Annotated in this window: 27 protein-coding genes; 15 read left to right on the forward strand and 12 right to left on the reverse strand. The window is 67.5% G+C overall.

All coding sequences use genetic code 11. The features are described from left to right. Positions 1-66 precede the first annotated feature (66 nt). Positions 67-741 (forward strand): potassium channel family protein, encoded by a 675-nt coding sequence (locus tag K6L26_RS19190; RefSeq protein WP_085980373.1) that lies wholly within the window; start codon positions 67-69, stop codon positions 739-741. Then, entirely contained in the window at positions 741-1,409 is a 669-nt protein-coding gene (locus tag K6L26_RS19195) for a potassium channel family protein (protein ID WP_019344633.1), read from the forward strand. The genes K6L26_RS19190 and K6L26_RS19195 overlap by 1 nt, the downstream gene beginning before the upstream one ends. On the opposite strand, the gene K6L26_RS19200 is transcribed toward K6L26_RS19195, so the two are convergent. Next, entirely contained in the window at positions 1,406-2,008 is a 603-nt protein-coding gene (locus tag K6L26_RS19200; RefSeq protein WP_043368204.1) for a DUF3159 domain-containing protein, read from the reverse strand. The genes K6L26_RS19195 and K6L26_RS19200 overlap by 4 nt on opposite strands. Before the next feature lie 98 nt (positions 2,009-2,106). Next, positions 2,107-2,478: an OB-fold nucleic acid binding domain-containing protein gene (locus K6L26_RS19205; protein ID WP_019344631.1), complete on the reverse strand. Its 372-nt coding sequence runs from the start codon at positions 2,476-2,478 to the stop codon at positions 2,107-2,109. Between the two features lie 134 nt (positions 2,479-2,612). Here K6L26_RS19205 and K6L26_RS19210 point away from each other — a divergent pair, with 134 nt between their 5' ends. Further along, on the forward strand, positions 2,613-3,332 hold the full coding sequence (locus K6L26_RS19210) for an alpha/beta fold hydrolase (protein ID WP_036387939.1): 720 nt from the start codon (positions 2,613-2,615) through the stop codon (positions 3,330-3,332). A gap of 7 nt (positions 3,333-3,339) precedes the next feature. Here K6L26_RS19210 and K6L26_RS19215 read toward each other — a convergent pair whose 3' ends face one another. Both K6L26_RS19215 and dut read right to left on the reverse strand, forming a co-directional pair. Then, entirely contained in the window at positions 3,340-4,125 is a 786-nt protein-coding gene (locus K6L26_RS19215; protein ID WP_221851202.1) for a DUF3710 domain-containing protein, read from the reverse strand. After that, positions 4,125-4,589: a dUTP diphosphatase gene (gene dut / locus K6L26_RS19220; protein ID WP_019344628.1), complete on the reverse strand. Its 465-nt coding sequence runs from the start codon at positions 4,587-4,589 to the stop codon at positions 4,125-4,127. Before dut ends, K6L26_RS19215 begins: the two co-directional genes overlap by 1 nt. 25 nt (positions 4,590-4,614) lie before the next feature. Between dut and K6L26_RS19225 the strand changes: the two genes are divergently transcribed. Then, entirely contained in the window at positions 4,615-5,094 is a 480-nt protein-coding gene (locus tag K6L26_RS19225) for a DUF3093 domain-containing protein (protein WP_036389865.1), read from the forward strand. Positions 5,095-5,157: 63 nt separating this feature from the next. On the opposite strand, the gene K6L26_RS19230 is transcribed toward K6L26_RS19225, so the two are convergent. Continuing rightward, positions 5,158-5,460 carry a DUF4193 domain-containing protein gene (locus tag K6L26_RS19230; RefSeq protein ID WP_019344626.1) on the reverse strand — a complete coding sequence of 101 codons (303 nt, stop codon included), beginning with the start codon at positions 5,458-5,460 and terminating at the stop codon, positions 5,158-5,160. Between the two features lie 165 nt (positions 5,461-5,625). Between K6L26_RS19230 and cei the strand changes: the two genes are divergently transcribed. Next, complete coding sequence (gene cei / locus K6L26_RS19235; protein WP_019344625.1) at positions 5,626-6,276, forward strand: envelope integrity protein Cei; 651 nt, start codon at positions 5,626-5,628, stop codon at positions 6,274-6,276. Here the strand turns inward: cei and K6L26_RS19240 are convergent. After that, entirely contained in the window at positions 6,250-7,083 is an 834-nt protein-coding gene (locus tag K6L26_RS19240; RefSeq protein ID WP_019344624.1) for an inositol monophosphatase family protein, read from the reverse strand. The genes cei and K6L26_RS19240 overlap by 27 nt on opposite strands. 154 nt (positions 7,084-7,237) lie before the next feature. Here K6L26_RS19240 and ppgK point away from each other — a divergent pair, with 154 nt between their 5' ends. Then, positions 7,238-8,059 (forward strand): polyphosphate--glucose phosphotransferase, encoded by an 822-nt coding sequence (ppgK, locus tag K6L26_RS19245; protein WP_047038165.1) that lies wholly within the window; start codon positions 7,238-7,240, stop codon positions 8,057-8,059. A 167-nt stretch (positions 8,060-8,226) separates the two neighbouring features. Continuing rightward, the gene (locus K6L26_RS19250; protein WP_174683016.1) at positions 8,227-9,708 is read left to right on the forward strand and encodes an RNA polymerase sigma factor; all 1,482 of its coding nucleotides are present in this window, start codon (positions 8,227-8,229) and stop codon (positions 9,706-9,708) included. Positions 9,709-9,822: 114 nt separating this feature from the next. Here the strand turns inward: K6L26_RS19250 and K6L26_RS19255 are convergent, their stop codons facing one another. Then, positions 9,823-11,469 carry a flavin-containing monooxygenase gene (locus K6L26_RS19255; RefSeq protein WP_047038159.1) on the reverse strand — a complete coding sequence of 549 codons (1,647 nt, stop codon included), beginning with the start codon at positions 11,467-11,469 and terminating at the stop codon, positions 9,823-9,825. Positions 11,470-11,727: 258 nt separating this feature from the next. Here K6L26_RS19255 and K6L26_RS19260 point away from each other — a divergent pair, with 258 nt between their 5' ends. After that, positions 11,728-12,504 (forward strand): glucose 1-dehydrogenase, encoded by a 777-nt coding sequence (locus K6L26_RS19260; protein ID WP_019348521.1) that lies wholly within the window; start codon positions 11,728-11,730, stop codon positions 12,502-12,504. Positions 12,505-12,509: 5 nt separating this feature from the next. Continuing rightward, positions 12,510-13,301: an SDR family NAD(P)-dependent oxidoreductase gene (locus tag K6L26_RS19265; RefSeq protein ID WP_064894459.1), complete on the forward strand. Its 792-nt coding sequence runs from the start codon at positions 12,510-12,512 to the stop codon at positions 13,299-13,301. A gap of 5 nt (positions 13,302-13,306) precedes the next feature. Here K6L26_RS19265 and K6L26_RS19270 read toward each other — a convergent pair whose 3' ends face one another. Further along, the gene (locus K6L26_RS19270) at positions 13,307-14,374 is read right to left on the reverse strand and encodes an acyl-CoA dehydrogenase family protein (RefSeq protein ID WP_085141336.1); all 1,068 of its coding nucleotides are present in this window, start codon (positions 14,372-14,374) and stop codon (positions 13,307-13,309) included. Positions 14,375-14,517: 143 nt separating this feature from the next. On the opposite strand from K6L26_RS19270, the gene K6L26_RS19275 reads away from it, so the two are divergent. Next, a complete protein-coding gene (locus K6L26_RS19275) occupies positions 14,518-15,396 on the forward strand; it encodes an IclR family transcriptional regulator (RefSeq protein WP_019345464.1) in 879 nt (292 codons plus the stop codon). A gap of 9 nt (positions 15,397-15,405) precedes the next feature. Here K6L26_RS19275 and K6L26_RS19280 read toward each other — a convergent pair whose 3' ends face one another. Then, positions 15,406-16,503 carry an acyl-CoA dehydrogenase family protein gene (locus K6L26_RS19280; protein WP_019345465.1) on the reverse strand — a complete coding sequence of 366 codons (1,098 nt, stop codon included), beginning with the start codon at positions 16,501-16,503 and terminating at the stop codon, positions 15,406-15,408. A 74-nt stretch (positions 16,504-16,577) separates the two neighbouring features. On the opposite strand from K6L26_RS19280, the gene K6L26_RS19285 reads away from it, so the two are divergent. Beyond that, a complete protein-coding gene (locus K6L26_RS19285; protein WP_221851204.1) occupies positions 16,578-17,591 on the forward strand; it encodes an acyl-CoA dehydrogenase family protein in 1,014 nt (337 codons plus the stop codon). Here K6L26_RS19285 and K6L26_RS19290 read toward each other — a convergent pair. Beyond that, a complete protein-coding gene (locus tag K6L26_RS19290; protein ID WP_221851205.1) occupies positions 17,538-18,977 on the reverse strand; it encodes a wax ester/triacylglycerol synthase family O-acyltransferase in 1,440 nt (479 codons plus the stop codon). The two genes, K6L26_RS19285 and K6L26_RS19290, sit on opposite strands and share 54 nt — an antisense overlap. A gap of 147 nt (positions 18,978-19,124) precedes the next feature. Here K6L26_RS19290 and K6L26_RS19295 point away from each other — a divergent pair, with 147 nt between their 5' ends. Genes K6L26_RS19295 through K6L26_RS19310 form a run of 4 tightly spaced genes read left to right on the forward strand, consistent with a single transcriptional unit; the run spans position 19,125 to position 23,323 of the window. Continuing rightward, on the forward strand, positions 19,125-20,771 hold the full coding sequence (locus K6L26_RS19295) for an AMP-binding protein (RefSeq protein WP_221851207.1): 1,647 nt from the start codon (positions 19,125-19,127) through the stop codon (positions 20,769-20,771). Further along, the gene (locus K6L26_RS19300; protein WP_245008617.1) at positions 20,768-21,742 is read left to right on the forward strand and encodes an alpha/beta hydrolase; all 975 of its coding nucleotides are present in this window, start codon (positions 20,768-20,770) and stop codon (positions 21,740-21,742) included. Before K6L26_RS19295 ends, K6L26_RS19300 begins: the two co-directional genes overlap by 4 nt. 10 nt (positions 21,743-21,752) lie before the next feature. Then, positions 21,753-22,550, forward strand: coding sequence for an SDR family NAD(P)-dependent oxidoreductase (locus K6L26_RS19305; protein ID WP_019346919.1), 798 nt, complete (start codon positions 21,753-21,755; stop codon positions 22,548-22,550). Next, positions 22,550-23,323, forward strand: coding sequence for a glucose 1-dehydrogenase (locus K6L26_RS19310; RefSeq protein WP_221851209.1), 774 nt, complete (start codon positions 22,550-22,552; stop codon positions 23,321-23,323). The genes K6L26_RS19305 and K6L26_RS19310 overlap by 1 nt, the downstream gene beginning before the upstream one ends. A 51-nt stretch (positions 23,324-23,374) precedes the next feature. Here the strand turns inward: K6L26_RS19310 and K6L26_RS19315 are convergent, their stop codons facing one another. After that, the gene (locus K6L26_RS19315) at positions 23,375-24,427 is read right to left on the reverse strand and encodes an alcohol dehydrogenase catalytic domain-containing protein (RefSeq protein WP_019346921.1); all 1,053 of its coding nucleotides are present in this window, start codon (positions 24,425-24,427) and stop codon (positions 23,375-23,377) included. Next, positions 24,427-25,623 (reverse strand): LLM class flavin-dependent oxidoreductase, encoded by a 1,197-nt coding sequence (locus tag K6L26_RS19320; RefSeq protein ID WP_221851211.1) that lies wholly within the window; start codon positions 25,621-25,623, stop codon positions 24,427-24,429. Before K6L26_RS19320 ends, K6L26_RS19315 begins: the two co-directional genes overlap by 1 nt. Positions 25,624-25,682: the final 59 nt, after the last annotated feature.

Consider the following 25,682-nt stretch of genomic DNA (forward strand, 5'->3'; position numbering starts at 1 on the left):
AGCTGTAGCGTTCCGGGTGCACGGATAGAGCAATATTGCTTTTCTGCCACCGGAAAGGACCTTCGGGTGCGTGTAGTGGTCATGGGGTGCGGCCGGGTGGGCGCCTCCCTCGCAGACAGCCTGGCCCGCATCGGCCACGAGGTCGCGGTCATCGACCGCGACAGCACTGCGTTCCACCGGCTCTCGCCGGATTTCACCGGTGAGCGGGTGCTGGGCATGGGCTTCGACCGCGACGTGCTGCTGCGGGCCGGCATCGAGGAGGCCGGCGCCTTCGCCGCGGTCTCCTCGGGCGACAACTCCAACATCATCTCGGCCCGGGTGGCCCGCGAGACGTTCGGTGTGGAACGCGTCGTGGCCCGCATCTACGACGCCAAGCGCGCCGCCGTCTACGAGCGCCTCGGTATCCCCACGGTGGCCACGGTGCCGTGGACCACAGATCGTCTGCTCAATGTGCTGACCCGAGAGACCGAGACCACCAAATGGCGGGATCCGTCGGGCAATGTGGGAGTCGCCGAACTTCCGCTGCACCAGGATTGGGCCGGGCATCTGGTGACCGATCTGGAAGCGGCCACGGGCGGCAGGGTGGCCTTCATGATCCGGTTCGGCAACGGCTATCTGCCCGAACCGAAGACCGTGATCCAGGCCGGCGACCAGGTGTACGTGGCCGCGGTGTCCGGGCACATCGCCGAGGCACTGGCCATCGCGGCCCTGCCGCCGAGCGAGGACTTGGAGTCGCACTGATGAAAGTTGCCATCGCCGGGGCCGGGGCCGTCGGCCGCTCCATCGCCCGAGAACTGCTCGACAGCAATCACGACGTGACGCTGCTGGAGCGCAATCCCGACCATATCGACGTCGACGCCATCCCCGCCGCGCACTGGCTGCTGGGCGATGCCTGTGAGATCACCATGCTCGAGTCGGTCAAGCTCGAAGAGTTCGACGTGGTGATCGCGGCGACCGGTGACGACAAGGTCAACGTCGTGGTGAGCCTGCTCGCCAAGACCGAATTCGCGGTACCCCGGGTGGTGGCCCGGGTCAACGATCCACGCAACGAGTGGCTGTTCGACGAGAATTGGGGCGTGGATGTCGCGGTCTCCACGCCGCGCATGCTCGCCTCACTGGTCGAGGAGGCCGTTGCCGTCGGCGATCTGGTGCGCCTGATGGAATTTCGCAAGGGGCAGGCCAACCTGGTCGAGATCACGCTGCCCGACGACACTCCGTGGGGTGGACGCCCGGTCAAGCGCCTCGACCTGCCACGGGACACCGCTCTGGTGACGATCCTGCGCGGGTCCAGGGTGATCGTGCCCGAATCCGACGAGCCGCTGGAGGGTGGCGACGAGTTGTTGTTCGTCGCCGTCACCGAGTCCGAGGACGAACTGCGCGAGCTGCTGCTGCGCCCGGCGCCGCGCTAACGCGCTCCGTCCACGGCCTGACCGGCGTCCTGGGCGTGGACAGCGCGCTGGGCGGCCCGGATGGCCAGATACGTCACCAACGCCGCAACGGCGGTCAGCGGCCAGCCCATCGCGATCCGGGCGAAGCCCAGCCAACCCGTCTGATCGGAGTCGTACAGGTACTGCTGCACCAGGAACCGCGACGCGAACACCGCGACCCAGGTGAGCGTGGCGATGTCGAACGCCAGCACGGCTTTACGGACGTCACGCCAGGCGCGGTCATGGGTGTTGACCCAGCCCCAGATGTAGCCGACCACCGGACGGCGGATCACCACGGATACCCCGAACAGGACCGCGTACAGCAGTGAACTCCAGATGCCAAGCAGGAAATAGCCTTTCGACTCCCCCACCAGATAGGCGATGAGTGCGCTGACGCCGACGGCGAAGAATCCCGACACCGCGGGCTGAACGGATTCCCGGCGGATCAACCGCCAGATCAGGATCAGGGTCGCCACCCCGAGCGCGGCGGCGATCGCGGGCATCAGCCCGAACGCCGTCGACACCGGGACGAACACCACCACCGGCAGAGACGAGTAGATCAGCCCGCTGACGCCGCCCATCTGCTCGAGCACCGCCCGGCCGCCTCCGTGGGCAGGGGGTGACTCCGGATCACTCTCGGGGGACTGAGGTGGGTTGCCTGTGGGCTCTTCGGCCTGGCTCACTTCTGGATTTCGTAGCGGGGGTTGTAGATCGCCTTGGCGCCGTTCTCCAATTTGCCGACCCGACCGTGCACCCGCAGAGTGCAGCCGGACTCGATACCGGGAATGCGGCGCTGGCCGAGCCACACCAACATCACCGTGTCGGTTCCGTCGAACAGTTCGGCTTTGATGCCGCCGGAACACCCCTTGCCGTTACATTCGACGCTGCGCAGGGTGCCGACCATCGTCACTTCCTGGCCGCGCTGGGCGTCGATCGCCTTCAGCGCGCCGGTATTGACGGCTTCGTCACTGAGCTCTTCGACATCAAGTTGTTCGGGGTCTTCCGTCAGGCGTCGCGTAAGCCGGCGCAGATACCCTTCGGCCGTAGCCATGGCCTCTCCTGACCTTCTGCGGATCCACTGTGAATCCGCCCAACCAACGCCACGGTAGACCTCTTGTTGAGCGAATGCCACGTGGGGTGCGGGTCGGCACGCCGACGATTTGACGGGGCAGGCACGATCATGTGATGAGCGTCATCCTCCACGGTGTCCCAACCGTTTTGCTGCCCGGTACCGGATCCGACGACAACTACGTCTACCGGGCTTTTTCGGATGCGCTGCACGGCGCGGACGCACTCGTGGTGACCCCGGCACCGACTCCGGAGCGACTCGTCGAGGGTTATCTGCACGCCCTCGACGACGCCGCCCGGTCGGGGCCGATCGCGGTGGGCGGCGTGTCCATCGGCGCGGTCGTGGCGGCGCGTTGGGCGTTGGACCATCCCAGCCGGACCGTGGCGGTGCTGGCGGCCCTACCGCCGTGGACGGGATCGTCTCAGCACGCCCCCGCCGCGACGTTGGCGCGCCAGTCCGCCGAGCTGCTGCGCCGGGACGGTTTGGCCGCCACGGTCGCGCAGATGCGCGCCTCCAGCCCGGCGTGGCTGGCCGACGAGCTGGCCCGCTCGTGGGTGGGCCAGTGGCCGATGCTGCCGGATGCGATGGAGGAAGCCGCTGGCTACCGCGCGCCCGGCAGCGCCGAACTCGAACAACTCGGGGTGCCCATGGGCGTCGCGGTGGCCACCGATGATCCGGTGCATCCGGCTGAGGTCGGATACGAGTGGGTGGCCGCCGCGCCGCAGGCGGCGTTGCGGTCGGTCACTTTGGAACAGATGGGTGCCGACACCGGTGTGCTGGGCGCGGCCTGTCTGGCGGCGCTGCAGGAGGCCGCCAGCGAAGCCGTGGCGGGTTGAGGCTGGTCTATCCGCCGGTGATGGTCCGCAGCTGCTGCATCGCCGAACCCTGCACACTGCGGCGGGCCACCGGCTCGGCCGGCGGCTGGTCCTGCGGCTGCGCCTGTGCCGCGGCGAGCTGCTGCGCGGCCTGCTGCATCGCGGCCTGCTGTGCTGCGGCGCGCAGTTGGGCAGCCATCGGTTCGGGCAGCTGCACCTGCAGCGGTGTGCGCACCGGCATCGGCGTCTCACCGCGCCGAATCACGCTGTCCGCCAACGAGGCCCGCGCCTCGTCGGTCAGCGCGTCGATGGTTTCCGGGGCACCGTTGACGACACAGCGCACCATCCACCGGTAGCCGTCCACACCGATGAAGCGCACTACACCGCCGTTACCCGCGCCGACCACCTCGCGGCCCCACGGCCCGTCCTGGATGTTCACCGAGCTGGCGTCCTTGCGCAGCGATTCGGCGAGTTCACCCGCCACCTCACGCCACAGGCCCGCGCTCTTGGGTGCGGCATAGGCGGCGATGGTGAACCGCCCGTTCGGGGTCACCACCCACACCGCACTGGGCGCTCCCGCCTCATTGAGCTCGACCTGCACCTGTCCGCCGTCGGGCATCGGGATCAGTACCGAGCCGAGGTCCAGCCTGCCCTGCGCCGCCACTTCCGGATCGTCGAAGTCCTCGATGTCGAACGGTCCGTCGTCGGAGCCCTCTTCGATGTCAGCCGGGTCCGGTTGGTCGACGACCTGCTCGTCGTCGTGACGAACCGACTCGTCAGCCGTTTCCTTGCTCTTGCGTTTTCCGAATGCCATCACAAACTCGCATGTCCGCCGGAGGAACCGTGGCCGCCGTCGCCACGGGAGGTGTCAGCCAGGCCCGCCTCGTCGAACGAGGTCACCTCGACCAACTCGGGCAGTTCTACCCGCTGTACCAACAACTGGGCAATCCGGTCACCGCGCTTGACCACGATCGGGGTATGGGGATCGAGGTTGATCAGCGAAATCTTGATCTCGCCGCGATAACCGGCGTCTATCGTGCCCGGACTGTTGACGATCGAAAGGCCCACGCGGGCAGCCAGACCCGAGCGCGGATGGATCAGTCCCACCATTCCGTGCGGAATGGCCACGGCGACACCGGTCGGGACGAGCTCGCGCTGCCCGGGGGCCAGCTCGACATCACGCGCGCTGTAGAGGTCTACGCCCGCGTCCCCATCGTGCGCCCGGCTGGGCATCGGTAGTTCGCGGTCCAATCGGACGACCGCCAGAGAGGTGGACACGACGTCACAGATTACTCTGAGCCGCGTGTCAGACACGCGCGCAACCACCCGAAGCGTTCCATACCGCGAACGTCTGTGGGTGCCTTGGTGGTGGTCGCTGCCGGCTGCGGTGCTGGCAGGGGTGATCGCATTCGAGATCGGCTTGGCCGCGCCGGCCATCCCGGCATGGTTGCCGTACGTGTTGCTCTTCGGCGTGGCGGCTGCCGTGCTGATGTGGTTCAGCAAGACCGAATTGAAGGTGGTGCGTGACGGCAGCGGCGACACCGAGTTGTGGATCGGCGACGCCCACCTGCCGACCAGCGTGATCTCGCGGACCGCGGAAGTGCCGCGGTCAGCCAAGTCGGCTGCGTTGGGCCGTCAGCTCGATCCGGCCGCTTTCGTCGTCCACCGGGCCTGGGTGGGCCCGATGGTGCTGGTAGTTCTCGACGATCCAGATGATCCCACCCCGTATTGGCTCATCAGTTCTCGTCGTCCGGAGCGCGTCCTCGCCGCGCTCCGCGGCTGAGCCGCGAATCAACTTGCGTCGGCTGAGCCGCGAATCAAGCTGCCGCGGCTGACTGGGCCGCCGTCAGGCGGCGCAGTCCGTGCAGATCATCACGCCGTTCTTCTCGCTTGCCAGCCGGCTGCGGTGGTGCACCAGAAAGCAGCTGGAGCAGGTGAACTCATCGGCCTGCTTCGGGACCACCCGCACGGACAGTTCCTCGCCGGACAGGTCTGCGCCCGGCAGCTCGAACGACTCGGCCGATTCGGATTCGTCGACATCCACCACAGCGGATTGCGCCTCGTTGCGCCGTGCCTTGAGCTCCTCGAGCGAATCCTCAGAAACCTCGTCTGCCTCGGAACGTCGTGGAGCGTCGTAGTCGGTAGCCATCGTCTGTGTCCCCTCCCTTACCTTGCAGCAGAGCTTTGTACCAGCGTCGAACGCATTCCCCAAATGATTCGTGCCCGTATTGCCACACGTTTCAGTGTGATTTACATCACACTACCGTCTGAGCTCTGCTGCGTCAGCGAACACCTTTGCGCTTAGAGTGCACGTGTGGTCGCGCAAATCACCGATGGCACAGCATTCGACCGGCACGGTCGGCCGTTCCGTCGGCGCAGTTTCGTTCCGGGCATCGTGCTCTTCGTCGTACTGGCGGTGGTGACGATGACCGTCTGGATCATCGCGCTCAGCCAGCCCGCGGATGTGCACGAGGCCACGGTCTGCAACAACCCGCCGCCGGCCACCGATCCGGCAGCCCCCAAACTCGGCGAGCAGGTGGCCAGCTCGGCCATGACAGACGTCACGCCGGCTCCCCTGGCCGAGACCCGCATCCGGGTGCTCAACGCCAGCGGGCAGGGCGGTCAGGCCGGCGAGGTGGCGGGCGCGCTGCGCGATCTCGGCTTCGCCCAACCCGAGGCCGCGAACGACCCCATCTACTCCACCACGCGGCTGGAATGCCAAGGCCAGATCCGCTTCGGCCCGTCAGGCCGGACCGCCGCCGCCGCAGTGTGGCTGGTAGCGCCGTGCACCGAACTGTTCCAGGACGAAAGGCCGGACGCCACAGTCGATCTGGCGTTGGGTACCGAATTCAGCGAACTCGCCAGCAATGACGACATCAAGGCCGTGCTGGCCAGCCTGCGGCCCGACGCCACCGCTCCGTCGGATTCGGCACTGCTGTCAAAGATCCATACCGGCACCTGCTAGTGCGTCGCGCAAGGCGTCGGCCACCCCCGGCGCCGACGCGATCACCTGCTCGTCACCAGGCGTGATGGGCAGCCGCACCGTCGCCCCCGCCTCGGCGGCGATCAGCGCCGCCGCGGCCCAGTCCCAGACCTGGACACCCTCCTCGTAGTAGGCGTCGAGCCGGCCCGCGGCGACCATGCACAGGTCCAGCGCACACGACCCGATGCGGCGCACATCACGCACCGCGGGCAGGACCTGGGCCAGGACCCGGGCCTGGCGCGCGCGCCTGCCGGGGTCATAGGCGAACCCGGTGCCCAGCAGCGCCAGGGACAGGTCCTGGACCCCGCTGCACCGCAGGGGCGTGCGCACGCCCCCACGCACCACCGCCGCACCCTGCCCCAGGGCCGCCGAGTACACCTCACCGCCGGCCACGTTCGCCACCGCTCCGGCCACCGATCGCCCGTCGTACTGCACAGCTACCGACACCGCATAGGCCGGGATCCCGTAGACGAAGTTGACCGTGCCGTCGATCGGGTCGAGCACCCAACTCAGCCCGTCCCGGCCGTCCGCTCGACCGCCCTCCTCCTCGCCCAGAACCGGCTCGGACGGCCGCAGCACCGCCAGCCGCTCACGCAACCATCGCTCGGTTTCGGTGTCGACGATCGTCACGGGGTCGGTCGGTGTGCTCTTGGTTCGCACGGCGGACGCCGCCGTCTGTCCGGAGTCGAACACCTCGGCCCGCCGGCGCGCGACGAACTCGGCGGCCTCAGCAGCCAGTTGCTCGGCCACGAGCCGCAAGGCGGGAGCATCGAAACTGTTGTCGGTCACTGCCCTATCGCAACATCTTCCGCCCGAAAAGTCGCATTGCGATCGGCGGCGGACCTCACGCGGGTGCCATGTTCAACGACTAGGGTGGGGGCGCGCCTTGGTTCGTCCTCGCCCTGTCCGACAGCCGCACCGCCTGTCCCACAAAGGAGCACCCATGACCGCAGCCGATGCACCAACGGCAGATCCCGCTCCCGCCGTCGCGGCCCAGCGCCGCGGATTCGGCGTCGACGTCGGCGGCAGCGGGATCAAGGGCGGGATCGTCGACCTCGACACCGGACAACTCATCGGTGAACGGTTCAAGCTCGACACGCCGCAGCCGTCCACTCCCGAAGCGGTGACTAAAACGGTGGCTGCGGTGGTGGCCGAGTTCGGCTGGACGGGCAGCGTGGGCGTCACCTACCCGGGCGTGGTCACCGACGGCATCGTGCGCACGGCGGCGAACGTCGACAAGGGGTGGATCGGCGTGAACGCCGCCGAGGTCGTCAGTACCGCGCTCGGCGGCCAGCCGGTGCGGGTGCTCAACGACGCCGACGCGGCGGGCCTGGCCGAGGAACACTACGGGGCAGGCAAGGACAACTCCGGTGTCGTGGTGCTGCTGACCTTCGGCACCGGTATCGGCTCTGCGGTGATCCATAACGGAGTGTTATTGCCCAACACGGAATTTGGTCACCTGCAGGTGGACGGCAAGGAGGCCGAACACCGTGCCGCGTCCTCGGTGAAGGAACGCAAGGACTGGAGTTACGCGCGGTGGAGCGAAGAGGTGAACAAGGTACTGGTCACGATCGAGAACGCGATCTGGCCCGACCTGTTCATCGCCGGCGGCGGCATCAGCCGTAAGTCCGACAAGTGGCTGCCGCTGCTGAACATCCGCACCCCGATCGTCCCGGCGGCCTTGCTCAACACCGCGGGCATCGTGGGCGCGGCCATGGCCAGTCAAAACCTGGGAGCCGCCGGCACGCCGGCTACCGCCGGGTAACTTTGCCGCTTTCGGCCCGCCACGTGCCGAAATTTGCCGCTCGGGACGGTGAACACCCACACTGTCGTTACAATGGTCCTCGGCGGCCGCCTACCGAATAGCGGTGAATATCCCAGCCGATAAGAACGCCAACATTCGATAGCAGACGCTTTCGGTGGAGTATGCCCATGCCCACCGGAAAATTTCGCGAGACCGAAAGGGTGTACGTGGCAGCGACAAAGGCAAGCCCGGCGACAGACGAGCCGGTGAAGCGCACCGCTACCAAGACTCCCGCCAAGAAGGCCCCGGCCAAGCGGGCAGCCAAGAGCACCGCGGCCAAGGCTGAGGGCGGCACCGCCACCAAGCGGGCTCCCGCCAAGAAGGCGCCCGCCAAGAAGGCCGCAAAGGCCGCGGCGAGCAAGCCCGAAGACCTCAACGACGAACTCGAGACCACCGACGACCTGGAAGCAGGTCCCGGCGACGATCTCGACGTCGACGACACCGACCTCGAGCTCGACGACGACCTCGACACCGATGAGGACGTCGAGGATTCCGGCGACGACGAGGACGACGAGGACGAGGCGGAGGCCGAGGAAGGCAAGGACGCCAAGGCCGCCCCGGCCAAGGCGGCGAAAGCCGACGAGGAGCACCCCGAGCCGTCGGAGAAGGACAAGGCGTCCGGCGACTTCGTGTGGGATGAGGAAGAGTCCGAGGCGCTGCGCCAGGCGCGCAAGGACGCCGAACTGACGGCCTCGGCCGACTCGGTCCGCGCGTACTTGAAGCAGATCGGCAAGGTCGCGCTGCTCAACGCAGAGGAAGAGGTCGAGCTCGCCAAGCGCATCGAGGCCGGGTTGTTCGCCACCCAGAAGATGGCCGAGTTCGCCGAGAAGGGTGAGAAGCTCACCACCCAGGTGCGGCGCGACTACCAGTGGATCTGCCGTGACGGCGACCGCGCGAAAAACCATCTGCTGGAAGCCAACCTGCGCCTGGTGGTGTCGCTGGCCAAGCGCTACACCGGCCGCGGCATGGCTTTCCTCGACCTGATCCAGGAAGGCAACCTGGGCCTGATCCGCGCGGTCGAGAAGTTCGACTACACCAAGGGCTACAAGTTCTCCACCTACGCCACGTGGTGGATCCGCCAGGCCATCACCCGCGCCATGGCCGACCAGGCCCGCACCATCCGTATCCCGGTGCACATGGTCGAGGTGATCAACAAGCTGGGCCGGATCCAGCGTGAGCTGCTGCAGGACCTGGGCCGCGAGCCCACGCCCGAAGAGCTGGCCAAGGAAATGGACATCACGCCGGAGAAGGTGCTGGAGATCCAGCAGTACGCGCGTGAACCCATCTCGCTGGACCAGACCATCGGTGACGAGGGCGACAGCCAGCTCGGTGACTTCATCGAGGACAGCGAGGCCGTGGTGGCCGTCGACGCCGTCTCGTTCACGCTGCTGCAGGATCAGCTGCAGTCCGTGCTGGAGACGCTGTCCGAGCGCGAGGCCGGCGTGGTGCGGCTGCGGTTCGGCCTGACCGACGGCCAGCCCCGCACGCTCGACGAGATCGGCCAGGTTTACGGCGTAACCCGTGAGCGTATCCGCCAGATCGAGTCCAAGACCATGAGCAAGCTGCGGCACCCGAGCCGCTCGCAGGTGCTGCGGGACTACCTGGACTAGTCCGCTTCAACAATCACAACGAGATTGGCCCCCTCCGGGATCCGGAGGGGGCCAATCTCGTCTCACCGGCCGGGAACTCCACCGGTCTGCATTCATCCGGCACGTGCTCGACCGTCAGGCCGGCAGTTCCTGGTGGATGTCGAAACCTTTGTAACCGGCCGCGGCGACATCGGCGATGATCTCGCCGTACACGCCGAAACCTCCGACGAACGGCATGAAAACGCGCGGTTTGCCGGGGATGTTCGCCCCGAGGTACCACGAGTTCGCCTGCGGCATAAGCGTTGCTGCGGCACGTCGGGTGCATTCGGCCACCCACTCGGCCGCGGCGTCCGCCCGGGCCTCAATCGCCGGGGCGCCGTGGGCGTCGAGGTAGGCGATCGCGTCGGCCACCCAGTTCAGGTGCAGCTCCGAATGCAGCACCATGTTGGCCAGCACCGACGGTGCGCCCGGACCGGCGATGTTGAAGAGGTTGGGAAAGCCCGGAACACCGAGACCGAGGTAGGTCACCGGCCCCTCGGCCCACGCCTCGTTGAGGGTCCGGCCACCCCGGCCTACCACGTTGAGTTTCTGGACCGAACCAGTCATCGCGTCGAATCCGGTGGCCAACACCAGGGCGTCGAGGTCGTAATGCGCGTCGGTGGTGTGGATTCCCGACGGGTCGACCCGCTCGATCGGCGTGGCGCGCAGATTCACCAGCGAGACATTGTCCCGATTGAAGGTTTGAAAGTAGTTGTCGTCGGTACAGATTCGCTTGGCACCGATCGGATGGTCCTTCGGGATCAACACCTCGGCGACAGCCGGGTCGTCGATCACCGCGCGCACCTTCTGCTCCCAGAACAACCGTGCGGTGTCGTTGGCCTCGATGGTGACCAGCTGGTCCGGGAATGCCTTGGAGAACAGCACCCCGCCCAGTTCCCAGCGCCGCTCGTAGGTCTGCCGCAGTTCCTCGGCGGAGACCTCGAGTGCGGACTTGGGGTGCGGCTGGTGGGGTGAGCCGCCGCCGCTGAGCATCGAGAGCCTGCGTCGCTCGGCGTAACCGGCCTTCTGCGCGGCCCGCGTCTCGTCGTCGAGTGGGATGTTTCCTGCCGGCACACTGTAGTTCGGGGTGCGCTGGAAGACGAAGAGCTGTTCGGCCTCTTTGGCGATACATGGGATCGCCTGGATGCCAGAGGATCCGGTACCGATCACGCCGACCCGCTTACCGGTGAAATCGACGCCTTCGTGCGGCCAGTGCGCGGTGTGGTAGACCTGGCCCTCGAACGAATCGAGACCCTCGATCGCCGGGATGTTGGCGTTCGACAGCGGGCCGACCGCCAAGATGCAGAAACGCGCGGATACCGCGTCACCACGGTCGGTGCGGACTTCCCAGCGCAGCGTGTTCTCGTCCAGCACCATGTCGGTCACCCGGGTCTCGAACGAGATGTCGCGCCGCAGGTCGAATCGGTCGGCCACGTGGTTGAGGTAGGCCAGGATCTCCGGCTGGGTGGCGTACTTCTCGGTCCAGTTCCACTCCTGCTCAAGCTCGGAGTCGAACGAGTACGAATAGTCGACGCTCTCGACGTCGCACCGGGCACCGGGATAGCGGTTCCAGTACCAAACCCCGCCCACCCCGGCGGCAGCCTCGAACACTCGCACCGAAAGGCCTTGCTTCCGAAGGCGATGCAACGCGTACAGCCCGGCGAATCCGGCTCCCACCACCACCGCATCCACCGCGGCGGTGGTCTTCTCGGCGGTACCTGACGGAGCTGGCTGGGCTGTCACTGTCGATGCCTTTCGCTTCAATGTTCCGTGCGTGACGTTACGAACGACCGGGTGGGGCGAACACCGCTTGTCTCACTCACCGGTACTCGGCGGCCCGGGGCGGTAGGCACCGGCCGAGCGGCACCGCTTTCCCGCTGAACGGGACTTTCGGACACGCCGGCCCCGTCGTGATTATCGTTGCGGTCACACCACCGGCAGTACGGCAGCCAGGATGGACCACTGAATCCAGCCAGATTCACCCGAGAGGAAGTTGTTGGGATGCAAGCAGATTCGGAGAGCTTGTCGGACATCGTCGCGATCGTGACCGGCGGCGCACGCGGCCTCGGCGCGTCGTTCGCTCAGCACATCGTCACGCGCGGCGGCAAAGTGGTGATCTCCGACGTCCTCGATGACGACGGCGCCGCGCTGGCCGCCGACCTGGGTGACAGTGCCCGCTACGTCCATCTCGACGTCACCGACGCGGCACAGTGGAAGTCCGCGGTCGAGCTGACGCTCTCCGAATTCGGCAAGCTGAACGGCCTGGTGAACAACGCCGGTATCTCGACCGGCCAGTTCATCGAGCACGAACCGCTCGATCACTTCCGCACGGTGCTCGAGATCAACCTGGTCGGCGTCTTCAACGGCCTTCAGGCGGCCATCGCCCCGATGCGCGCCGCGGGCGGAGGTTCCATCGTCAACATCTCATCGGCCGCCGGCCTGATGGGCCTGGCGCTCACCGCCGGATACGGCGCGTCCAAGTGGGGCGTGCGCGGGCTGAGCAAGATCGCCGCGGTCGAGCTCGGCCCGGACCGGATCCGGGTGAACTCGGTCCATCCCGGCATGACCTACACGCCGATGACCGCCCAGATCGGCATCCAACCGGGCGAAGGCAACTACCCCAACACCCCGATGGGCCGTGTGGGAGAGGCCGACGAGATCGCCGGTGCGGTGTGTTACCTGCTCTCCGGCGCCTCCAGCTACGTCACCGGCGCCGAGATCGCCGTCGACGGCGGCTGGACCGCCGGCCCGACCGTGAAATACGTGATGGGACAATGACCGTGATGAACCGACTGGAAGACCGCCGGATCCTGGTGACCGGCGCGGGATCAGGTATCGGGCAGGCCACCGTGCTGCGATTGCTCAGCGAGGGTGCTGTCGTGGTGGGCGCCGACATCTCCGCCGAGGGTTTGGCGGCCACGCGGCAGAGCGCACAGGACGCCGGCACGGCAGACCGCTTCAACTCACTGACGATGGACATCGGCGACGAGGCATCGGTGGTGGTGGGCGTGCGGAGCTCAGTCGAGACACTGGGCGGCCTGGATGCGGTGGTCAACGCCGCCGGCATGCTGCGCGCGGTGCACACGCACGAAATGAGCCTGCAGGAATGGAACCAGATCATCACGGTGAACCTCACCGGGACGTTTCTGGTGATCCGCGAGTCGCTGCCGGCGCTGTTGCAGAATCCGCGCAGCACGATCGTGAACTTCAGTTCCACCTCGGCCGCATTCGCTCATCCGTACATGGCGGCCTATGCCGCCAGCAAGGGCGGGATTCAGTCGATGACTCATGCGCTCGCCCTGGAATACGGCAAGCAGGGACTGCGGGCGGTCAGCGTCGCGCCGGGCAGCATCAAGTCCGGAATCACCGACGCCACACCGGGACTCATCCCCGCCGATGCCGATTGGTCGTTGTTCGCCAAACTGTCGCCGATCATGCCGACCGACCTCAGCTCCGGCGGCGCCGGGATGGGCGACCCGTCCGCCGTCGCGGGCGTGATCGCGATGCTGGTATCCGACGACGGTGCGTTCATCAGCGGTACCGAGATCCGTATCGACGGCGGCACCCACGCCTGACCGACCTAGGGGGCCACGGTCTTCGACTCGCCCACCACCATCGCAAAGCCGACGTGGGCATCCCGCCAGAACCGCTGCACCGGATTGGTGCGGTGCAGCGCGTCGACGCTTGACTGACAGACGATCTCATCGACCGCTCGCACCGCGCGGCGGGCTGCGGCGATCTGATCGCGGCGTGCCCGCGCGCGCATACCCGGGTCGATCGGCCCGTCCAGCACCCGGTTGAACGACGCGGTGAGCGTGTCGAGCAACGCCAACCGCGACGCCCTGATCTCGGCGGCCGCGTGTTCCTCGACGGGGCCTTCCGCACCGGCCGCATCGATACGGTGGGCCAGCGCGCCTTCTGCCATCCCGATCACCGCAGCCGCGATCCCCAGCGGCGCAATGGTACTCAGCGGAATGTGATAGATCGGATTGCGCAACCCCGCGTGGGCCGCCGCGGTGCCGTCGACGATGCTGTTGTGGTTGAGCAACCGATGTCCGGGGATGAAGACGTCGTCGATGGTAATGCTCTTGCTACCGGTACCGATCAGTCCGATCGCCGCGCCGGATCCCTCGACGATATGCAGATCTGCCCTCGGCACAAGCGAATACCCGAGACCGTCGGCCTCACCGGTGCCGACCACGCGGGCACCGACGACAACCCAGTCGCAATGGTCGATGGCCGCTACCGACGGCCACTCGCCGGAGAGGCGGTAACCGCCGTCGACCGGCAGCAGCACGCCGGCCGGCGGGTGCGCCGAGGCGATCCAGACGTCGGAGTCGGCCTCCCACACCTCGTCGCGCAGCCGCCGGTCGGCCGAGGCCAGCGCCCACGGCGGGACACCGACGGAGCCGGCGACCCAGCCCGCCGCCCCGTCGAGACGGGATATTTCCAGCACAGCCTCGGCGAAGTCACCGGGATGGGTCTCGATACCGCCGAACTCGGCGGGCTGCAACATGTGCATCACGCCGGAATCACGCAGCGCGTCGACCGTGCGGATGTCGAGCCGGCCCAGCGTCTCGTTGACGAGGCCGAGTGCCTGTATCCGGCCGGCATTTTCATCGATACCGTCCAGGACGTCCCTGGTCATCTCAACACCACGCATCAAAACTCCCTTGTCGCGCATACCGCGTGCCAGCCACCATCGTCGCCGCAACCGCACAACTGGTTGCGGCAGCATCCCGCTCAGTGAGATCGTGGGTGACTCACAGTCCGACGTCCCAGGGGGCGCAGGTGCCGACATCCACCAGCAAGGCGACATCACGACCACGCGCCGAACAACGCGACACGGCCGTGTCGATGGTGGATCGCGTGGCCCTGATCCTCAATGTCTTCGACGAACCCGGCAAACACCTACGGTTGGATCAGATCGCGGGCCGCACCGGCCTGCCCCGGTCGTCGGTACACCGAATTCTCAAGCAGTTACACAGCGCCGGGCTTCTGCAACACCGCCCCGACGGTTACGCGCTGGCCGCCTCCCCGCTACCCGTGACCAGGATGGTCGACCACTCGCAACTGCGCAGCGCGGCATCGCCGATCCTGTCTCGCCTGCATGCCGACACCGGACTGGTGGTGCACCTGGGAGTGCTCTTCGGCGGCGATGTCGTCTACCTCGACAAGGTCGCCGGCCGTAACAGCGCGGTCGTGCCCACCCGCGTCGCCGGCCACTCGCCGGCGCACGCCAGCGCACTGGGAAAGACCATGCTGGCCCAACTTCCGGCCGAGGAAGTGGACGCCGTCCTGGGGCCGAAGCTGAGCCGGTCCACCCGGTCGACCATCAGCGATCTGGAAACCCTGCACCGGGAATTGGCCCGGATCCGGTCCCGGCACGGGCTCGCCTACGACAACGAGGAACTGGCGATCGGGTTGACCAGCGTGGCGGCCCCGCTGCGGTCGGCCGACGGCGAGGTGGCGGGCCTGTCCCTGACCGGGGCCGTGCCGTTGCACCGGTTGCAGCGAACCGCGCCGTTCGTGATCCGGGCCGCCCGGCACATTTCCGAGCAGCTGGGTACCGGACGCGGTGCCGTCGCGGTCTCCCCGGCTCGCACACAGGCGACCGACAACCTGCTGTCACGGGTATTGCGCACGCTTACCTCCGACGCCTGGGTCTGAAGCCGGCGGCTACCAAAGGATCTCGTCGACCTCCATGCCGAACGAGTGGCGGCCCACCAGGGCCAGCACCTGTTCGACATTGCTGGCGACGTGGGTCTGCGCGGTCTGGACGTCGCGCCACACTCGCTCCACGATCAGGTCGCCGGCAGCGCGGCCACCTGCGTGCGCGATGAACGTCCTGATCGCCGCGACGGCGCGTTCCGAGGCCAACACTTGATCGCGCCGCGACCGCAGCACCAGGTCGGGGTCGGCGGCGAGGCCGGCACTCACCGATTCCATCAGATCGCCCAGGTTGCGGTCGATCTGGGCGACCGACAACTCAAGATCGCTGCGCGCCATGGCAACCGGATCCACCGACGAGGTGGCCCGGGGCCCCAGCGCCGAAAGGATGTTCTGCGCGGCACCGAGCAGAGGAGCCGTGCCGGTGTGGGTGTACATCGTCGGTTGCGGCAGGCGGTACAGCGGCGCCAGCCTGCCGAGTTGCTCGTCGCTGACCCAGCCGAACGTGCGGTACCGCGGCACGACAGCACCCGAGACGACGACATCGTGCGCGCCGATGCCGCGTAATCCCACGCTGTTCCAACTCGATTCCACGACATAGTCGGCTTGCGGCACCAGGGCCACCAGAAAGTCCTGGGCGGCACCGTCCTCACCGACCAGCACCGCGGCGGCCATGAGCCACGACGAGTGCAGGATGCCGGTGCACCGACTCCACCGGCCGGACAAGCGGAAATTGTCCCCGTCCCGTTCGAGGCGGCCGGTCGGGGCGTACGACTCGCAGAGCAGGGTCCGCGGATCCGGCCCCCACACGTCGCGCTGGGCCCGCTCGTCGAACAGCGAAAGGTGCCAGGTGTTGACGCCCAACCACCCGGCCAGCCAGCCGGTGGAGGTACATGCCGCGGACAGCTCGCGGGTGACGGCCAGGTAGTCGGCGGGCGCGGCCTCGATCCCGCCGAACGCCTTGGGTTGCAGCATCGCAAAGAAACCCGCATCGTGTAGACCACTGATCACCGACGGATCCACGGCCCCGGTGCGATCGACATCGGCAGCGGCTGCGGCGATCACCGGCAGTGCCTGACGCACCGCGGCGCGCACATTCTGCGTCATCACTGCCGCCCTATCCTGACCGTCGGGTATGTCACCATCGTGGATACCATTCGTCGCCCCTCCCAGGAGGTCATATGGCCGAGTCGCCGGCATCTGGCGTCGACCCCGCTGCCTCGATCACCGAATCGGTTGCACTCCTGCGCGAGCCTTCGTACCGGCTGTTGCAGCCGGCCCGTTACGGTGGCCGCGCGATGTCTCGATCGACCTCGGAGGCAGCAGATTTCGTCACCGCGGTGGCCACCCTCGCCGAGCGCGACGGATCGCTCGGGTGGTTGGCCGCGGCGGTCAATACCGCGGCCCACCTGGTTGGAGGCCTTGGCGACAGCGCCTCCGAACAGGTGTGGGGTGCCGATGCCGCGGCACTGGTCACCAGCGCCGGCGGACACACGGGAACATTGACTGCCGACGCCGGGAACTTCCGGCTGACCGGTCACTGGCAGGACGTGACCGGTGCCCTGTCCGCGGACTGGCTGCTGGTGAGCGCCATAGAAGGGGATTCGGCCCGGTACGTGCTCATCCCCCGCGACGCGGTGCAGGTCGACCGGCAGGCCGGCCCCCGCGGCCTGGATTCGGCCGGAATCGCCGCCGTCACGGCCTCCGATGCGCTCGTCGACGCAAAGGCGGTGTTCCCGGTGCCGGTCGATAATTCTTGCGACACGGCCGATTCCGGTGACGGCTGTCCTGGCTACGAAGTCCTGGCCGGTGCCGGTCAGGCCGCCGCTGTCGTCGGCACCGCCGCCGGTGTCTGGCGGGCACACGTCGGGCAGGTCCGCCAACGGCTGGCGACGTCGTACGGCAGTGAGGACACCACCGAACTGACATCGTCGGCGGTACTGGTGGCCAGGGCGGAATCGGACATCGACGCCGCGCGGCTGCAGCTCGTCAGGTCCGTCGACGTGGATACGCCCGCCGCGGCTGCGGCGCAGTGCCAGGCCGTCACCCGCGCCCGCAACGCCGCCGACCAACTGCTCAGCAGCGGCAACCGTCACGCGCTCGATGCGGCGGATCTCGTGGCCCGCCAGTGGTTCGACGTCCTAGCCGGATACCGCCTGACGATCCGGCGCGTGGAGCACCCGGCCGTCTGCTGAATCCGCCCGCGCCGAAAGCTCGGCCAACACCCGCGGCACCCGGTCGGCGATCCCGTACGGATCCGGCACCTGGTCACCACAGGTGAGCACACAGATCGCCATCTCATCGCGGTAGCTCCAACCCGTGAAGTTCAATCCCATCGGGAACACGATCGGTCCTGATGAGATGAGCTGCTCGATCGGTGCCCCGCCCCAGTACAGCGTGTGCTGCGGTCCGCGCATGTTGGATGCGATCAGGCTGAACATCGGGCGGCGCTTCATCTTCGCCCCCAGGATCGGCAACACCCGCGAGTAGAGCCAGAACAGCGGCCAGTACTCCATCCAGTCGTGCTGCAGCCAGGCGTCACGCTCGGCCTGCACCTCACGCGCGGTGCGGGTCGCCGAGGCGACCGCCGCCAACCGGTCCACCGGGTCGGCGATGTGCGTGGCGAGGTCGACGTTCCAGCGCGCCACCTTGTTGCCCCACTCGGCCTCGGCTTCGTCCGGGCGCATCGAGACGGGCACTACCGCGGTCATGCTTTCACCGCTGAGTTTTCCGTTCTCGGCCAGGTAATCACGTAGTGCCCCGCCACAGATGGTGAGGAAAACGTCGTTGACGGTGACGCCGAAAGCCTTTGACACCCGCCTGATCTCCGTCACGTCGCAGCGCCGGTAGGCGAATCGGCGGCTGGCCGAGAACGGTTCGTTGAATGGCATGGCCGGGGCGGCGAACGCTTCTGCGTAACCGGGCTTTCCGTCCTTCTGCCGGCGCCGGATCACCCCGGTGACCGCCACGGTGCGGGCGACGATGCTCGGGAACCTGGCCAATGCCGCGATCTGGTGGCGCAGCACCAGCGGCCACCAGATCCACGGTGCCGGCCGCCGCTCGTCGGGCAGTGGTGTCGAGCGCGGCTGCGGCAGCGGCGTCTGCGGATCACGGCTGTAAAGGGTTTCCAGCAGCCGTAGCGATGCGGTGCCGTCGGCGACCGCGTGGTGAATCTTGAGGACCAGGGCGACGCGGCCGTCACTCAGACCCTCGACGAACCACAGCTGCCAGGCCGGGCGGTCCCGATCCAGCGCGACTTCGAAGATCTCACCGATGGTCGCGGCGAGTTCTTCGTCCCCACCCGGGGCCGGCGCGGTGGTCCGCTGCAGGTGGTAGCGGATGTCGATCTGTGGCCGCGAAATCCACCACGGCCGGCCGAAGCCCACCCGCGGAGAGAGCAGCTGCCACCGCATGGGCTCGATGTGGTCCACCCAGCCTCGCACCGCGGTCTTGACCCGGTCGAACGTGAGCGGCTCGGACATCTGGCTCGGATCGAGCACCACGGCCTTCATCGTGTGCTGCGGTTGCACCGCGCTCTCCCACGCCAGGAAGCTGTTGTCCTCGCCCTTCAAACGCCGCATTTTCAACCTCGCTTGTCCTCACCGCCGATACGGCACCTCTGTGGCTGCCATCACTCTTATCCGACCGTGTGTCACAGGAGACAACCTGTCCCACCCAGCGAGACTCAGCGGCCCCCAGCCTGTTGGAACGCACCTACGGTTTGCGCCATGAAGCGAGCCATTCCACGCCCTGCCGGCCTCGTGGCCAGGGCCAACCGGTTCCGGGTGATCGCCCGCAGCATCGCGGTCCTGCGTGAGTCGGGGCTGTCCGGTGGGGCTGTCGACGGCATCCGCCAGGCGAAGCTGGTCCGCCAGTTCGGCGGGTTCGCCGCCGTCATCGAAAGCGCCGCGGGCCGTGACCCCAACGCCATTGCCGTCACCGACGAATGGGGCGACGTCACGTTCGCCCAACTCAACGACCGGGTCAATGCCCTGGCGAGGGCCTGGAACTCCCGCGGAATCGGAGCGGGCTCGGTCATCGCGGCGTTGTGCCGCGATCATCGTGGGCTGGTCACCATCCTCGCCGCGGCCGGCAAGGTCGGGGCGCAACTGCTGTTGATGAACACCGGTTTCGCCAAGCCGCAACTGGCCGATGTCGCGACCCGCGAGAAGGTGAACGTACTGGTCTACGACGAGGAGTTCACCGACCTGGTCAGCGCCATCGACCCCGGCGTACGACGTTTCCTGGCCTGGACAGACGAATGCTCGTCCGGCGATATCGAAGGTTCGCTGGAAGGCCTGATCGCACACACCTCCCCCGCCCCGGTGGCCGCGCCCGCCAAGCCCGGCGGCATGACGCTGCTGACCAGCGGCACCACCGGAACGCCCAAAGGCGCCCCGCGCGGCAAGACCTCTCCCCTGTTCTCGGCACAGCTGCTGGACCGGGTGCCGCGCCGGCGCGGCCAGACCTGCATGCTGGCCGCGCCGATGTTCCACGGCACCGGGCTCGGCCAGGCGGTGCTGTCGCTGGCGCTGGGAAACCGGCTGGTGCTGCGACGCAAGTTCAACCCCGAGGAAACCCTGCGCGCGGTCCAGAACCACGGCTGCGACGTGCTGGTGGTGGTGCCCACCATGCTGCAGCGAATCCTGGCCTTACCCAAGGATGTTCGCGACTGTTACGACACGTCGTCGTTGAAGATCATCTTCGTCTCGGGCTCGGCCATGCCGCCCGACCTGGTCGAGCGCACCCTGGACGAGTTCGGTCCGGTGCTCTACAACCTTTACGGCTCAACTGAACTCGCCGTGATGACCGTGGCGATGCCCGAGGATCTGCTCCACGATCCGCGTACCGCGGGCCGGCCCCCGGTCGGATGCGCGGTGCGCCTCTACGACGAGGCGGGCAGGCAGATCACCGAACCGGGCGTCATCGGCCGGGTCTTCGCCGGCAGCGACGTGAGCTTCGCCGGCTACACCGACGGCCGCACCAAGGAGTCCATCGACGGTTTGCAGAGCAGCGGCGACGTCGGCCACTTCGACGCCACCGGCAGGCTCTACATCGACGGTCGCGACGACGACATGGTGATCTGTGGCGGCGAGAACGTCTATCCGCTGGAGGTCGAGAACCTGATCACCAGCCATCCCGAGGTCGACGAGGTCGCCGTGATCGGAGTCAGCGACGACGATTTCGGCCAACGGCTCAACGCGTACGTGGTGCTGGTCGACGGAGCCAACCTGGCCGCCGACGACATCAAGGACTACGTACGTGCCAACCTGGCCCGCTACAAGATCCCCCGCGACGTCGAGTTCCTGACCAAGCTGCCTCGCAATGCCACCGGCAAGGTGCTGCGCGGCGAGCTGACCGGGGGTGCCCGGTGAGCGATTCCGAGTCGATGAAGCGCGAGGTCGCCGGCCGGATGGGCGACGCCTTCGCCCCGATCTTCTCCGGTGACCTCGACCCCATCGCCGCTGCGGCCGAGGTCCGGGCCCGGCTCAAGGCCAGCCGCCGACCGGCGCGGCCCGTACCGGTGGCCCACGTCGAAGACCGCTCCGTCCCCGGGCCCGCCGGTGAGATCCCGGTGCGCATCTACCACCCACTGGACGCCCGGGCCGACACCGCGCTGCCGGTGCTGGTCTACTTCCACGGCGGCGGATTCGTGCTGTGCGACCTGGACTCGCATGATTCGTGCTGCCGCCGCCTCGCCAATGGTATCGGCGCCGTTGTGGTGTCGGTCGACTATCGGCTGGCGCCCGAGCATCCCTATCCCGCCGCGGTCGAAGACTCTTGGGCGGCAACGGAATGGGTGGCCGCCCATGCCGCCGAGCTCGGCGCGGACCCGGCCCGGCTCGTCGTCGCAGGCGACAGCGCCGGCGGCAACCTGGCCGCCGTGGTCGCGATGACGGCGCGAGATCGTGGCGGCCCGCCGATCGCCTTCCAGGTGCTGATCTATCCGGTGGTCGACCAGCGCCGCAAGTCGTCGCTGTCCAGCCCGCACACCCGCAGCGGGGTGCTGACCTCTGCGCACATGCAGTGGTTCACCGCGCAGTACCTCGGTTCCAGCGGCGCCCAGACCGACGTCGCGGCTTCACCGATTCTCGGTGACATGACAGGGCTTCCGGATGGGCACGTGCTGACCGGGGCCTTGGATCCGTTGTGTGAGGAGGGCGAGGACTACGCCCGCATGCTCGCCGCCGCCGGTGCCAACGTCAGCGTCCGGCGCTACGAGCGCGGCTTCCACGGGTTCTTCAACCTCGCCGACCACCTGCCCGCCGCCGCGGAGGCCACCGAAGACGTGTGCGCCGTCGTCCGCGCCGCCCTCAATTCCACCACCGCTCCCCAAAACCACTGAAAGGCAACCCATGAAGCTTGCGAACACCCGCGCTCTGGTCACCGGCGCGAGCCGCGGACTGGGCAAGAGCATCGCCGAGGTGCTGGCCGCACGCGGCGTCGAGGTCGCCGTGGTGGCGCGCGACGCCGAGTCGCTCAACCTGCTGGCCAAGCAGCTCAAAGGCAAGGCCTACCCGACCGACCTGGGTGAGCCGGACGCCGTGGAGGGCCTCATCGACCGTGTCGAGGCCGACGGGCCTGTCGACATCGTGATCAACAATGCCGGAATCGACCACGTCGGCCGCTTTCACCAAGTCAGGCCAGAGCAGATCCGCAGCCTGCTGCAGGTCAATCTGGCGGCTCCCATGGAGATCTGCCGCCAGCTGATTCCGCGAATGGTGCAGCGCGGGCGCGGCCACATCGTCAATGTGTCGTCGATGGGCGCCATTTCGCAGGGACCGGGACTGACCCTGTACGGCACGTCGAAAGCGGGGCTGAGCCATTTCACCGCGGGCATTCGCGGCGAGCTGCGGGGCAAGCCGGTCGGCACCACGCTGGTACAGATCGGCGAGGTCAAAACCGACATGATCGACCACATCCGGGCGTTCGGCCCGGCGCGGCGGACCATCGAGCGGTCGATTCGGTGGCGGATGATCCCCCGCGAATCACTGGAACCCGTTGATGTCTCGGTGGCCATCGCCGAGGCCATCGAGCACAACCGTCGCCATGTCATCCTGCCGCGCAACATCGTTCCGATGGCGAAGTTCACCGAGTTCCCCCGCCGAATCTCCGAACTCATGCTGACCGGCATCGACCAGGACAACGACTGATGGCCGGCGTCGACCTGTCCGGCAAGGTCGTGATCGTCACCGGCGCCGCCCGCGGACAGGGTGAAGCCGAGGCCCGGTTGTTCGCCGAGCTGGGCGCGCGGGTGGTGCTGACCGACCTCCTCGTCGAAGAGGGGCAGCGGGTCGCGGACTCGATCGGCCCTGCCGCGCGGTTCGTCCGCCACGACGTCGGCAACGAAAACGACTGGCGCACAGTGGTCGACACTGCCGCTGCGGAATTCGGACGCGTTGATGCGCTGATCAACAACGCCGCCATCTGCAAGGTGGTGCCGCTGGCCGAACAGGACACCGCCGGATTCGAGCAGATGCTGCGGGTAAACCTGATCGGCGCCTTCCTCGGCATGCAGGCCGTCACCGAACCCATGAAGGCCGTCGGAGGCGGATCGATCGTCAACATCTCATCGCAGGCCGGCGTGCAGGGCCTGGCCGGCTACACCGCCTACGGCGCCTCCAAGTGGGGTTTGCGCGGCATGTCCAAGGTCGCGGCGATCGAGCTGGGCCCCTTGGGCATTCGCGTCAACACCGTATATCCGGGCATGATCGACACACCGATGATCGCCCATCTGGAGGTCGAACGAGGTCGCGGTGGCCATCCCGGCGCTCCGCTCACCCGCGTCGGCACTCCCGAAGAGGTCGCCGAAGTCGTCGCCTTCCTCGCCTCGGACGCGTCGTCGTACATCACCGGCGCGGATCTGACCGTCGACGGCGGCGCCAGTGCCGGCCGGATCCCGGTGACACCGGTCCACGCCAACTGACCCCCGGCGGAGGAGGCGTCGGCGCTCCGGGTGCAGAGCGCCGACGCACCCTCACTGCCCGGGCAGCACCAGGATCTTCACGTGCGCCTCGGGGTCACGCAGGGACTCGAACGCCTCGCCCAGACCGTCGAGTCCGACCCGGCCCGTGATGATCGCCTCGGCGTCGATCTCACCGGCTGCCAAGCGCGCCAACACCTTCTCGTAGGGCCGGTCGTAGGGCCCGTGCCCGAAGTTGATCGCGATCTGCCGCATCTGGGCAACCACCGGGATGATGGTCTCCTCGGCGAACGGCGAGGCCACCACCTGGATGCGCGAACCCCACGGCAGGGTGTGGGTCAGGGTGTTCAAGGTACCCACGCGCCCGCTGCACTCGTAGGCGATCAGCAGACCGCCTCCGGTCCTGCCGCTGCCCAGCATCTCGTTGTAGAGGTCGATCGGATCCTGCTCATTGGGGTCGACGACGATGTCAGCGCCCATCTTCGCGGCGAGCTCCCGGCGTTTGGGTGACGGTTCGGAAGCGATGACGGTGTGCGCGCCGGCCGCCTTCGCCGCCAGAATCGTGCCCAGACCGATCGATCCGCAGCCGATCACCAACGCCGTGTCCCCGGTCGTCAGACCGGACTGCTGCATGTGCATCTCGCCGACGTGGAGCGGCTCGGCCAGGGCGGCGTGCTCCAGCGACAGGCCGTCGGGCACGTGCCGGACCCAGAACGCGTCGACGACGATGAATTCGCCGAACGCCCCGTGGTATTGGTTCGAGTAACCGATGATCGTCGGCAGACCGGTGCCCTGCTCCGTGGTGATGCCGAGCCCGGTGACCCGGTCCCCTTCGGTGAAATCCTCGACGCCCGGGCCGGTTTCGACGACCGTGCCGGCCCATTCGTGACCGAGCACCACCGGACGGGTGGCATCGAACACCGCGAACGGGTATCCCGCACCGGCCGCCACCTCGACGAACCGGCACGGATCCTTGGACATGCTCAGGTCGCTGCCGCAGATGCCGCAGGCCGCCACCTTGATGCGCAGCTGGCCGGGGCCGGTGGCCGGCGGTTCGGTGACATCTGCGACGGTGAATCGGCCGTCGAGGTACTCGGCGGCGCGCATCACGCCCCCTGCCCGGCGAGCTGCTCGGTCGTCTGGCCGTAATAGTCGGTGTGCGCCTTGGTGATTGCGCCGATGAGACCGCCGAGCAGGTGCTCGCAGTTGTCCTCGGCGAACTGCAGGCTGGCCTGCCGACCGGCATTGCGGTTCTTGAAGTGCGGGACGACCTCGGAAGCGAACAGTTCGTAGCTGCGCTTGGTGTCCTCCCAACTGGCCATGTCCACATGCATGATCAGCAGCGTGCCGAATCCGCCGGTCTTCTCGATGAGCCGCTCGATCTGAGCGATCGCGTCGTCCGGGGTACCGATGATGACCTGGCCGAACTCACCCAAATTGTCGGTGCGCCACTGGTTGATGATGCCCTCGGGGGTCTGCGCCCAGTCGGGATTGATGCCCTGCTGCCGGTTGACGTATTCGGCGATGGCGTGGATCCGCCGGCTGACCGCCCGCTCGGCCTCGGCCGTGGTCTCGGCGATGAACATCGGGTTGACCAGGCGCCAGGTGGAGCGGTCGGCCTGATGTCCGTGCTCGGCCGAAACCTTGTCGTAGACACCCCAGTTGCGGTCGAGCACGTCGAAGCCGCTGGGCGAGCTGGCGGCCAGCGACAACAACGACAGACCGTGCGTGCCGGCGAGCACCGACCCGTTGGGCGAGATGGTCGAGGCGGTCGCCACCTCGATGCCCGCCGGATCGTAGGTGGGCAGCTGCGCCCGCGCATCGCGCAGGGTGAACCAGTCGGTCTCCATGTTCACGACCTCGCCGCGCAGCAGCCGCAGCACTGCCTCGAGTGCCTCACCCTGCATCCGCCGCTGGTCGATCGGGTTGATTCCCATCATGTGTGCGTCCAGCGGGATCTTGCCCGGCCCGGTACCGACGATCAGCCGGCCGCGGGTCTGCAGATCGAGCTGGGTGATGCGGTCGGCGGTGACCAACGGGTGATGGTACGGCAGCGACATCACGCCGGTGCCGAACCGGATCCGCTCGGTGCGCTCAGCCGCTGCGGCGATGAAAACGTCTGGTGCAGGCACGATTTCAGAGCCCGTCGAATGATGCTCACCCATCCAGGCCTCATCGAAACCGAGATGGTCGAGATGCTGCATCAAGTCGATGTCGCGGCGCAGCTGCAGCGCGGGGTCGGCGTTGAGGGGGTGATAGGGCGCGAGGAACGCGCCGAACTTGATCGAGCTCGAATTCCACATGACCGGCACGCTATATGGATCAGTTGATTGGATCAAGTGATCCAAAAATATCGCCGCAA

The organism is Mycobacterium farcinogenes (assembly GCF_019739075.1).
In the GTDB taxonomy this organism is placed as follows: domain Bacteria; phylum Actinomycetota; class Actinomycetes; order Mycobacteriales; family Mycobacteriaceae; genus Mycobacterium; species Mycobacterium senegalense.

Bases quoted from the DNA above. Each gene is read 5' to 3' on its own strand.
- K6L26_RS19195 (WP_019344633.1), top strand. From the start codon at position 741: ATGAAAGTTGCCATCGCCGGGGCCGGGGCCGTCGGCCGCTCCATCGCC.
- K6L26_RS19200 (WP_043368204.1), bottom strand. From the start codon at position 2,008: ATGGGCGGCGTCAGCGGGCTGATCTACTCGTCTCTGCCGGTGGTGGTG.
- K6L26_RS19205 (WP_019344631.1), bottom strand. From the start codon at position 2,478: ATGGCTACGGCCGAAGGGTATCTGCGCCGGCTTACGCGACGCCTGACG.
- K6L26_RS19210 (WP_036387939.1), top strand. From the start codon at position 2,613: ATGAGCGTCATCCTCCACGGTGTCCCAACCGTTTTGCTGCCCGGTACC.
- K6L26_RS19215 (WP_221851202.1), bottom strand. From the start codon at position 4,125: ATGGCATTCGGAAAACGCAAGAGCAAGGAAACGGCTGACGAGTCGGTT.
- K6L26_RS19230 (WP_019344626.1), bottom strand. From the start codon at position 5,460: ATGGCTACCGACTACGACGCTCCACGACGTTCCGAGGCAGACGAGGTT.
- ppgK (WP_047038165.1), top strand. From the start codon at position 7,238: ATGACCGCAGCCGATGCACCAACGGCAGATCCCGCTCCCGCCGTCGCG.
- K6L26_RS19250 (WP_174683016.1), top strand. From the start codon at position 8,227: ATGCCCACCGGAAAATTTCGCGAGACCGAAAGGGTGTACGTGGCAGCG.
- K6L26_RS19260 (WP_019348521.1), top strand. From the start codon at position 11,728: ATGCAAGCAGATTCGGAGAGCTTGTCGGACATCGTCGCGATCGTGACC.
- K6L26_RS19265 (WP_064894459.1), top strand. From the start codon at position 12,510: ATGAACCGACTGGAAGACCGCCGGATCCTGGTGACCGGCGCGGGATCA.
- K6L26_RS19270 (WP_085141336.1), bottom strand. From the start codon at position 14,374: ATGACCAGGGACGTCCTGGACGGTATCGATGAAAATGCCGGCCGGATA.
- K6L26_RS19280 (WP_019345465.1), bottom strand. From the start codon at position 16,503: ATGACGCAGAATGTGCGCGCCGCGGTGCGTCAGGCACTGCCGGTGATC.
- K6L26_RS19285 (WP_221851204.1), top strand. From the start codon at position 16,578: ATGGCCGAGTCGCCGGCATCTGGCGTCGACCCCGCTGCCTCGATCACC.
- K6L26_RS19290 (WP_221851205.1), bottom strand. From the start codon at position 18,977: ATGCGGCGTTTGAAGGGCGAGGACAACAGCTTCCTGGCGTGGGAGAGC.
- K6L26_RS19295 (WP_221851207.1), top strand. From the start codon at position 19,125: ATGAAGCGAGCCATTCCACGCCCTGCCGGCCTCGTGGCCAGGGCCAAC.
- K6L26_RS19305 (WP_019346919.1), top strand. From the start codon at position 21,753: ATGAAGCTTGCGAACACCCGCGCTCTGGTCACCGGCGCGAGCCGCGGA.
- K6L26_RS19310 (WP_221851209.1), top strand. From the start codon at position 22,550: ATGGCCGGCGTCGACCTGTCCGGCAAGGTCGTGATCGTCACCGGCGCC.
- K6L26_RS19315 (WP_019346921.1), bottom strand. From the start codon at position 24,427: ATGCGCGCCGCCGAGTACCTCGACGGCCGATTCACCGTCGCAGATGTC.
- K6L26_RS19320 (WP_221851211.1), bottom strand. From the start codon at position 25,623: ATGTGGAATTCGAGCTCGATCAAGTTCGGCGCGTTCCTCGCGCCCTAT.